This window comes from Acetivibrio ethanolgignens (genome assembly GCF_001461035.1).
GTDB classification, from domain to species: Bacteria; Bacillota; Clostridia; order Lachnospirales; family Lachnospiraceae; genus Velocimicrobium; species Velocimicrobium ethanolgignens.
Genome location: NZ_LNAM01000002.1, coordinates 59,377 through 66,904, shown reverse-complemented (window position 1 = coordinate 66,904; position 7,528 = coordinate 59,377). Strand labels below are relative to the sequence as shown.

Below are 7,528 nucleotides of genomic sequence, written 5' to 3'. Positions count from 1 at the left end.
GCAGTAGGCGTATTACAGACATTAGTCATCGCACTTGGAGCAGGTCTTGGAATCTGGGGTGTAGTAAACCTTATGGAAGGTTATGGTAATGATAATCCTGGTGCAAATGCTCATGTGCGGTAAAGTAACACAAAACTTTAACAGACAGTAGCCTACTATTCCGTGTCTATATTCTTGAATGCATTTACGAACAATACTATAATTGAGTAAAGAGTAATTATGCAACCCAAAGTTGCGAAAAAGCACGATGAAGTTGGTAGTGTTTTGAGAGAAAAACGCCTAAAATAAAGCTATAAAACATAAGGAGGTTATTACGATGACATTTGCTGATAAGTTACAGAGTTTACGGAAAACAAAAAAATTATCTCAAGAGGATTTAGCGGAAAAGTGTGGAGTGACAAGACAGTCTGTTTCTAAATGGGAAACGGGATTAGGTTATCCCGAAACAGAAAAGTTGCTGATTCTCTGCGATATTTTGAATGTGAATTTGGATTATCTCTTGCGTGATATAAGCGATACTCCCCATGAAGATAAGAAACAAGAACAGATGTTTTCTTTTAACCCTTATATCGGAAAGTGGTTACAGATTTTTTTGAAGGATAAGGAGTTTAACGGTTTTTATCGTGTTGGTCTTATATCAATTCAAAATACACAACTTTTGGTTATGGATGATAAATGTAAAGCTGTTTTAATAGATATGACCTCTGTTGGCACAATTTCCGAGCTTACAGATGAGAAACAAATCAAAAAGCTACCGATTATTCCCGCTGGTAAAACAATTCCCAATGTTAGTGATTATTTTATCAACAAGAAATGTGATATAAAGTTGAAACAAGAACAGCCACTTTTAGGTTTTAACAAGCCAGGAGGATTTTACTCCGTTTTGGTTATCAGTATTTCCGATGAAGTTGTGATAGCCCAAGATATGAAAGGCAATAAGCACATTATCAAAATGTCTGATGTCCTATTTATCAAGGAGTGTCACTAAAATAGCTTTATAAGAAGCAAACCCAGTCGAGCCAGTCAACGGCAAGTAAATGGGCTGCGCCCACCGTTGACAGCCCCACCTGTCCTTGCTGGTGGGTAATCAAGGGGCGACAGCAAAAAAGTGCTGCCGCCCTTTCCCATAATTGAAGAAAGGGGGATTTTCCATGACTGAATACGAAGCCTATCAAGAACATATCCGCTATACCCATGATACCTATTGCCGGATTGTTATTCGCCATGCGTCCTTTGACGCTGCCCGTATGCTGGCGGCGAGGTGGAAACGGGAAATCTCCCTTGAATACTTGACCGAAGAAAAGTTTGTCCCACTAAGCACCATAGACGAGTATTTTCAAGTGCCGGACTATGGTGAAACTTATCCGTTCTCTGTCCGGGGGCAGACGATACTTTTAGATAGCTGCTCTCTTGCGGCGGCTCTTGCCGGGCTGCCGGAACAGGCGCAGGAGGAAATATTTTTGTATTACTTCCAGCACTTGACGCAGAAAGAAATCGGAGAACAAATCGGCTGGACACGCAGCACAATCGGGCGGCATATCCAGCTTGCCTTGAAGCGGCTGAAAGAGGAAATGGAGGTGTTGTCCCATGAGTAACCGACTTCTCCCCTATGAAACTATTATAAAGGCACATGAGGGCGATCCCATAGCGATACAGGCTGTCCTTGACCGCTATGCCGGATATATCCGCTATTTCTCCAAAATGAACGGCTATTATAATTCTGATATGGAGGACTACATCAGAACAAAGCTGATTGAAAGCCTGTTCAAGTTCCGGCTTGACCGTTGAATTTGGATTGACGATATGATAAAATCATTTTAGCAAATTAGAATTTTCTGAAGGATATTTGAGATGAATAAAATAGATACAAAAGGACTTTTGATAAGGATTTTTATACCCACAATAGTATTATGTTTGAGTTATTTGATATTGGGACATTTCTGTAACATGCCATATATACTGCTATTTTGCATTTTGGGAACATTCACATTATTCCCTATAGAATTAGGAATGATTCTATGTGCAAGCAAAAAAGAGTATGGCACATATTCTTTAAAAAGTGCTTTTGTGAGACAGGAGAAACTCGCATTATGGAAAATAGTGCTGATTGGGTTTGTTTTCTTTGGCATAGCAGGATTACTTTCGGCATTTGTTGTACCTATAGAAAATCAGTTTTTTGCGGAAATGAGAGCGGCTGTACTTAATAATTTACCGATAGGTTTTGATTGGACAAATTTGGAATATATAAAATCATTTTCAAAACCAATACTAGTTTTTACTTGCATATATTATGGTGTTTTTAATGTGTTAGTTGGACCGATAACAGAAGAATTATTTTTCAGAGGATATTTAACTTCGCATTATAAAAAGCAAAGTTCGTTTACGCCAATACTTATAGCTGTTTTATTTTCACTTTATCATTTTTGGTTACCTTTCAATAATGTATTTCGTATATTGGCATTTGCACCAGTTGCATATGTGGCATATAAGAAAAAGAATATCTACATAAGTATATGTTTTCATTGCATATGTAACCTATTTTCGGTAGTAAGTTTTATATTAGAAATAATGGGGTAAAACTTATTTAGCAGACACTTGAAAATTCCAGTTTGTCACACTGAACCACCATAAAAACTGAATATCCCATCGCCCATCACAGCGGCACACGAAGCAGTAAATCCGAAAAAGATTTGCTGCTTTTTTTGCGCCCATTTTTGGCAAATTTCCAAATGTTCCGTATTAGACAGTGAAGCCAAAAAAGATTGCCGTTTTTTTCAGACAGCGGGCAAAACACAGCTTCCAAAACGCCTTATTGTCGGGAAAGACTACGCCGCCGGAAAAGTTCTTGCCGGAAAGTCCGTCATTTTTGCTTTTTGCGGTGTTGTAGGGAGTAAGGGGAGAACGCCGCCCGCAGCCTTTTATAAAAAAGCTGGTTGCGATTTTCTGAAAAAGTGGCAGTAGGAAGTGAACGGCAGTCCGGCAGTTTCTTAGAGCAAGTTTCTACCACAGTACCAAAATTCGCTTACCGCTCCTTTTGTCCCTGCGGGAAACTTGTTGGGGAGTGCCTTCCCCAAACCCTGCTTATGCGGCGTATGCCGCTTATCACAGCCGCAGCTATGCGGCAACAGAAAGGAGGTCTTGCACCATGCGAAAGAGATACAACACGCCCCACCGCAGCCATGTTATCAAGACACGTCTGTCTGATGAAGAATACGCCAACTTCACAAAGCGGCTTGCCCCCTATGGTATCAGTCAGTCGGAGTTTTTGCGGCAGGCAATCCGGCGGGCAGCCATACGCCCCGTTATCCATGTGTCGGCGGTCAATGATGAACTGCTTTCCGCTGTCGGGAAGCTGGCTGCGGAGTACGGGAAAATCGGCGGCAACTTAAACCAGATTGCCCGCTGCTTAAACGAATACGGCGCACCCTATCCCCAGCTTGCAAAGGAACTAAGGGGGACGGCGGCGGAACTGGCAGCCCTCAAGTATGAAGTCTTGCAGAAAGTAGGTGGAGTGGTTGGCGATACTCAAACATTTCAGCTCTAAAAATGCAGACTACGGGGCAGCCGAAAAGTATCTGCTGTTCCAGCATGACGAGTTTACCATGAAGCCCGTCCTTGATGAAACCGGGCGGCTGATACCGAGGGAGGACTACCGCATTTCTTCCCTTAACTGCGGGGGAGATGATTTTGCTGTCGCTTGTATGCGGGCAAATCTGCGCTATGGGAAAAACCAGAAACGGGAGGATGTAAAGAGCCACCACTATATCATCAGCTTTGACCCAAGGGGCGGCACAGACAACGGCTTGACACCCGACCGGGCGCAGGCGTTGGGCGAGGAATTTTGCCGGGAACACTTCCCCGGACACCAAGCCCTTGTCTGCACCCACCCGGACGGGCATAACGGCAGCGGAAACATTCATGTGCATATCGTCATAAACAGTTTGAGGATTGCAGAAGTGCCGTTCCTGCCTTATATGGAGCGACCTGCCGACACAAGGGAGGGCTGCAAGCACCGCTGTACGGACACCGCCCTGCGCCATTTCAAAGCCGAGGTCATGGAGATGTGCCACCGGGAGGGGTTTTACCAAATCGACCTCCTAAACGGCAGTAAGAACCGCATAACAGACCGGGAATACCGGGCGCAGAAAAAGGGGCAGCTTGCCCTTGATAAAGAGAACGCCGCCCTTGCCGCCGGAGGACAGCCACCGAAAGCGACCAAGTTTGAAACGGACAAAGAAAAATTGCGTCGGACAATCCGGCAGGCTCTTTCCCTTGCTTCTAGCTTTGAGGAGTTTTCTTCCCTGCTTTTGCAGGAGGGCGTGACCGTCAAGGAGAGTCGGGGGCGGCTGTCCTACCTTTCGCTGGACAGAACCAAGCCCATTACTGCCCGGAAGCTGGGGGACGATTTTGACCGTACCGCTGTCTTTGCCATGTTGGAGGAAAACGCCCACAGAGCCGCCGAGCAGACCACAGCCATACCCGAATACCCTGCCGCTGTCAAAGAGCCGTTACAACGGGAAAAAACGGTCAAAACCGCCCCGAACCATGACGGCATACAGCGCATGGTTGACATAGAAGCCAAGAAAGCCGAGGGCAAGGGACGGGGCTATGAAAGGTGGGCGACGCTCCACAACTTGAAGCAGGCGGCAGCTTCCCTTGCCATTTATGAGCAGTCCGGTTTTTCCTCTTTGGAAGAACTGGAAGCCACCCTCACAGAAGCCCATGCCGGATTGCAGGACACCACCGCCAAGCTGAAAGCACTGGAATGTACCTTATCCGGCAAAAAGGAACTGCGGCGGCAGATATTAGCGTTTGCAAAGACCAAGCCTGTCCGGGAGGGGCTAAAGGCGCAGAAATCGGACAAAGCCCGCCAAGCCTACCGGGAACAGCATGAAAGCGATTTTCTCATTGCAGACGCAGCCGCCCGGTATTTCAAGGAGCAGGGCTATACCAAGAAGCTACCCGCCCGGAAAGACCTGCAAGCCGAGATTGAACAGCTAACCACAGAGAAAAACGCCCTCTACTGCCAGTACCGGGAGAAAAAAGAGCGTGTCCGGCAGCTTCAGACGGTCAAGGGCAATATCGACCAGCTACTACGCCGGAGTGAGCCGCAGCGCAGAAAGGAGCAGAGCCATGAACGCTAAAATTCCCCGTATGGATTACCGCCAGTACCGGGCAGCCCGCCGCCTTGTGCATGAGTGCTGCAACTATGACGGCGGGAACTGCCTGCTGTTGGAGGACGGCGAGCCTTGCGTGTGTGTGCAGAGTATCAGCTATTCGCTGCTCTGCCGCTGGTTTACCGCCGCCGTCCTGCCCCTTGATGAAGCACTGGAAGCTGCCCTCATGCGCCGGGGGAGCCGGAAACGCTGCGCTGTCTGCGGGGCGTTCTTCTTCCCCAAATCCAACCGGGGGAAATACTGCCCGGACTGCGCCGGACGCATGAAGCGGATAAACGCCGCCAAACGAAAGCGGAAACAAAGGGGGAAATGTCACGCTTTAGGGCATTTCAAACCCGCATAAATCAAGGCTTTTTTGGAGGGTGTCAAAGGGTGCGTGATACATTTATCCTTTTCCCTTAAAAATGCCCTCTAAAAGCGTAACAGAAGCCCAAAACGGACACCACAAGGAGGTGAACCCTATCGCCGATTATATGACCGCAGGAACGGAGCTGCCCACTTACCTGCCTTACCCCCGTTTCCTGCTGGAAACAGACCTATCCCACACCGCAAGAGAGTTATATTCGCTGCTGTTAGACCGTTCCACCCTTTCACAGAAGAACGGCTGGCAGGACAGCGAGGGGCGGGTATACATTGTCTACCCCATAGCGGAAATGGCGAAAGTGATGAAGAAAGGCAGCACCACCATAAAGGGGGCACTGAACGAACTGGACGCTGCGGGGCTGTTGGAGCGCAGGCGGACGGGCTTCTCTTGTGCCAACCGTCTGTATGTGAAAGTGCCTGCCCCAGTGGTACAGTTTCCCGACCAACTGACGGACGGAAAACCGACCCTCATAGGGACAGAAAACCGACCCACTGACAGCCGGAAAACTGACCTTATGACGGTCGGAAAACCGTCCCCTAACCAAACTAATATAAACAACTTAATAGAGAGCCAAACAAAAAGAGCGAGTGAGGGGCAGCCCCCCGCCGCTTATGGCAGATATAAAAATGTATTTCTTTCTGACGCAGACCTTTTGGGACTGGAACGGGACTTCCCCGGCAAGTGGGAATATTACCTTGACCGCCTTTCCTGCCATATCGCTTCCACCGGGAAGCGGTACAAAAGCCATGCAGCCACCATTTACAAGTGGGCGCAGGAGGACGCCGCCAAAGAGAAGCCCAAGAAAGGCATACCGGACTATTCATTCAAGGAGGGAGAAAGCCTATGACCGATACAATCCACAACACCATACTGCCTATGACTGATACCATTGTCGCACCGGAAGATTACACCGGGGAGGACGGGCTGTTATACTGCGGCAAATGCCACAAGCCCAAAGAAGCCTATTTCCCGGAGGGCAAGACCTTTTTCGGGCGTGACCGCCACCCGTCAGAGTGCGACTGCCAGCGGGCAGCCCGTAAGGAACGGGAAGCCGCCGAGAAGCAACGCAGCCACCTTGAAACGGTGGAACGGCTGAAACGGCAGGGATTTACAGACAAGACCATGCAGGACTGGACATTTGCTAACGATAACGGAAGCTGCCCGCAGATGAAGAACGCCGCCGGATATGTGGCACGCTGGGAACAGATAAAGGACGGGAACTATGGGCTGCTCTTGTGGGGCAAGGTAGGCACTGGAAAAAGCTATTTTGCCGGGTGTATTGCAAACGCCCTTATGGAGCAGGAAGTCCCGGTGTGCATGACAAACTTTGCAACGATACTCAACGACCTTGCCGCCAGCTTTGCGGGCAGGAATGAATACATTTCCCGGCTTTGCAGCTTCCCCCTGCTCATCATTGACGATTTTGGAATGGAGCGGGGCACAGAATACGGACTGGAACAGGTCTACAACGTGATTGACAGCCGCTACCGTAGCAGGAAGCCGCTGATTGTGACGACCAACCTCACGCTGGAGGAATTGCAGCACCCGGAGGACACCGCCCACACCCGGATTTATGACCGGCTGCTGGAAATGTGTTCCCCTCTCTGCTTTACTGGGGAGAATTTGAGAAAAGCCGCTGCACAAGGGAAAATGGAACGGCTGAAACGGCTGCTTGCCGGAAAGGAGAACTGCCTATGACCAACACCCAAAGAACCAAACGCCCTGCCCGCCGCCCGGACTGCGTGACCGAGGTACGCATGGGAAACACCGTCCTTGTGGTTTCCGGCTACTTCAAGGAGGACACCACCGCCACCGCCGCCGACAAGATGATGAAAGTGCTGGAAGCAGAAAGCAGCCTGCCCGGACGCAGACGGGAAGCACCACAAGAAAAACTGGCGTTTTGACGGCGCATAAGGAAGCATTTTGACGCTTTTGCCGCTATACAGACAGCCGCCCCATGTGGTACAATCAAGGTACGGAATAGTGG

The 7,528-nt window shown here is 48.8% G+C and carries 10 protein-coding genes and 1 pseudogene; all 11 read left to right on the top strand.

Annotated features, from left to right (window positions below; translation table 11 throughout):
- Window positions 1–111, top strand: a pseudogene (locus ASU35_RS18325) (Maff2 family mobile element protein); the annotation flags it as partial.
- 205 nt (window positions 112–316) lie between these two features.
- On the top strand, window positions 317–988 hold the full coding sequence (locus ASU35_RS01145) for a helix-turn-helix domain-containing protein (protein WP_058351295.1): 672 nt from the start codon (window positions 317–319) through the stop codon (window positions 986–988).
- A 163-nt stretch (window positions 989–1,151) separates the two neighbouring features.
- Window positions 1,152–1,595 carry a sigma-70 family RNA polymerase sigma factor gene (locus ASU35_RS01140; RefSeq protein WP_058351294.1) on the top strand — a complete coding sequence of 148 codons (444 nt, stop codon included), beginning with the start codon at window positions 1,152–1,154 and terminating at the stop codon, window positions 1,593–1,595.
- Window positions 1,588–1,788, top strand: a complete 201-nt coding sequence (locus ASU35_RS01135; protein ID WP_058351293.1) for a helix-turn-helix domain-containing protein — start codon at window positions 1,588–1,590, stop codon at window positions 1,786–1,788. The genes ASU35_RS01140 and ASU35_RS01135 overlap by 8 nt, the downstream gene beginning before the upstream one ends.
- A gap of 63 nt (window positions 1,789–1,851) precedes the next feature.
- The gene (locus tag ASU35_RS01130) at window positions 1,852–2,577 is read left to right on the top strand and encodes a CPBP family intramembrane glutamic endopeptidase (RefSeq protein ID WP_058351292.1); all 726 of its coding nucleotides are present in this window, start codon (window positions 1,852–1,854) and stop codon (window positions 2,575–2,577) included.
- A gap of 568 nt (window positions 2,578–3,145) precedes the next feature.
- A complete protein-coding gene (locus ASU35_RS01125; protein ID WP_058351291.1) occupies window positions 3,146–3,544 on the top strand; it encodes a plasmid mobilization protein in 399 nt (132 codons plus the stop codon).
- Window positions 3,516–5,144, top strand: coding sequence for a relaxase/mobilization nuclease domain-containing protein (locus ASU35_RS01120; RefSeq protein ID WP_058351290.1), 1,629 nt, complete (start codon window positions 3,516–3,518; stop codon window positions 5,142–5,144). Before ASU35_RS01125 ends, ASU35_RS01120 begins: the two co-directional genes overlap by 29 nt.
- Window positions 5,134–5,520 carry a cysteine-rich VLP domain-containing protein gene (locus ASU35_RS01115; protein WP_058351289.1) on the top strand — a complete coding sequence of 129 codons (387 nt, stop codon included), beginning with the start codon at window positions 5,134–5,136 and terminating at the stop codon, window positions 5,518–5,520. Before ASU35_RS01120 ends, ASU35_RS01115 begins: the two co-directional genes overlap by 11 nt.
- A gap of 130 nt (window positions 5,521–5,650) precedes the next feature.
- Complete coding sequence (locus tag ASU35_RS01110) at window positions 5,651–6,388, top strand: replication initiator protein A (protein ID WP_058351288.1); 738 nt, start codon at window positions 5,651–5,653, stop codon at window positions 6,386–6,388.
- On the top strand, window positions 6,385–7,239 hold the full coding sequence (locus ASU35_RS01105) for an ATP-binding protein (RefSeq protein ID WP_058351287.1): 855 nt from the start codon (window positions 6,385–6,387) through the stop codon (window positions 7,237–7,239). The genes ASU35_RS01110 and ASU35_RS01105 overlap by 4 nt, the downstream gene beginning before the upstream one ends.
- A complete protein-coding gene (locus tag ASU35_RS01100; protein WP_058351286.1) occupies window positions 7,236–7,445 on the top strand; it encodes a transposon-encoded TnpW family protein in 210 nt (69 codons plus the stop codon). Before ASU35_RS01105 ends, ASU35_RS01100 begins: the two co-directional genes overlap by 4 nt.
- Window positions 7,446–7,528 lie beyond the last annotated feature (83 nt).

What these genes read in the sequence shown, in the direction of transcription:
- ASU35_RS01145 (WP_058351295.1), top strand. Translation starts at nt 317, where the DNA reads ATGACATTTGCTGATAAGTTACAGAGTTTACGGAAAACAAAAAAATTA.
- ASU35_RS01140 (WP_058351294.1), top strand. Translation starts at nt 1,152, where the DNA reads ATGACTGAATACGAAGCCTATCAAGAACATATCCGCTATACCCATGAT.
- ASU35_RS01135 (WP_058351293.1), top strand. Translation starts at nt 1,588, where the DNA reads ATGAGTAACCGACTTCTCCCCTATGAAACTATTATAAAGGCACATGAG.
- ASU35_RS01130 (WP_058351292.1), top strand. Translation starts at nt 1,852, where the DNA reads ATGAATAAAATAGATACAAAAGGACTTTTGATAAGGATTTTTATACCC.
- ASU35_RS01125 (WP_058351291.1), top strand. Translation starts at nt 3,146, where the DNA reads ATGCGAAAGAGATACAACACGCCCCACCGCAGCCATGTTATCAAGACA.
- ASU35_RS01115 (WP_058351289.1), top strand. Translation starts at nt 5,134, where the DNA reads ATGAACGCTAAAATTCCCCGTATGGATTACCGCCAGTACCGGGCAGCC.
- ASU35_RS01110 (WP_058351288.1), top strand. Translation starts at nt 5,651, where the DNA reads ATGACCGCAGGAACGGAGCTGCCCACTTACCTGCCTTACCCCCGTTTC.
- ASU35_RS01105 (WP_058351287.1), top strand. Translation starts at nt 6,385, where the DNA reads ATGACCGATACAATCCACAACACCATACTGCCTATGACTGATACCATT.
- ASU35_RS01100 (WP_058351286.1), top strand. Translation starts at nt 7,236, where the DNA reads ATGACCAACACCCAAAGAACCAAACGCCCTGCCCGCCGCCCGGACTGC.